This window comes from Mycobacterium gordonae, assembly GCF_001417955.2.
Lineage (GTDB): Bacteria > Actinomycetota > Actinomycetes > Mycobacteriales > Mycobacteriaceae > Mycobacterium > Mycobacterium gordonae_B.
The window spans coordinates 1-871 of sequence record NZ_LKTM01000234.1; the positions used below are offsets into that span (position 1 = coordinate 1).

Sequence of the window (871 nt, forward strand, 5' to 3'; positions counted from 1 at the left end):
CTCCGCTGCCCCCGCCACCGCCCGCGCCACCGGTACCCGCTTGCCCGCCGGCGCCCACCGTGCCGCCGGTGCCGACGGCCCCGGCCGCACCTCCGGCGCCGCCGTTGCCACCCCGGCCGCCGGTGCCGCCGGCGGTGGCACCGTTGGTGCCGTCGCCGTTGTGGCCGTTCCCGGCGAGGCCGCCCTGACCGCCGAAACCGCCCGCGCCGCCGGCACCACTGGTCCCGGTCGCGCCACCGGCGCTGCCGCCCTGGCCGCCCTGACCGCCCTTGCCGCCGAAGCCGCCGTCGCCGCCGAGTTGCGAGGCGGATACGGCGGCTGATCCGTTGCCGCCCACTCCGCCGTTGCCGCCGGTGCCGGCCTTGCCGCCGGCGCCAACCGTGCCTCCGGCACCGCCGGTGCCTGCCGCGCCACCGACGCCGCCGTCACCACCCGCTCCGCCCTGGCCGCCCCCGCCGGCACCTGTCCCGATGTCTGCACCACCGGCACCACCGCCACCGCCCGCGCCGCCTGCTCCACCCGCACCGCCGGAGCCGTTGAAGCCGGCATTGCTTGAGTTGCCTCCCGCGCCGCCATTGCCGCCGGTTCCGCCGCGGTACCCGTCTGCCGCAAGACCGCCGCCCGGCCCGCGCGACGCGCCGACATCCCCGGTAGCGCCCGATCCGCCGACGCCGCCGTTTCCACCCACGCCGGCGTTGCCGGCACCGCCGCCGAGGCCGAGCAATCCGCCGGCTCCACCGGCGCCACCCGACCCGGCAGCGCCACCGGAGGCGCCATTACCGCCGTTCCCGCCGACCGTGCCGAAGCCCGCACCGGCCCCGCCGGACCCGCCGTCGCCGCCCGCACCGCCGTTGCCACCCAGGCCCCCGAT

General features: G+C 80.0%; 1 protein-coding gene. It reads right to left on the reverse strand.

Going from position 1 to position 871, the window contains the following annotated elements; all coding sequences use genetic code 11:
- A partial coding sequence (locus tag AO501_RS38185) for a hypothetical protein (protein WP_197419878.1) occupies window positions 1-871 on the reverse strand: 871 nt, incomplete at both ends.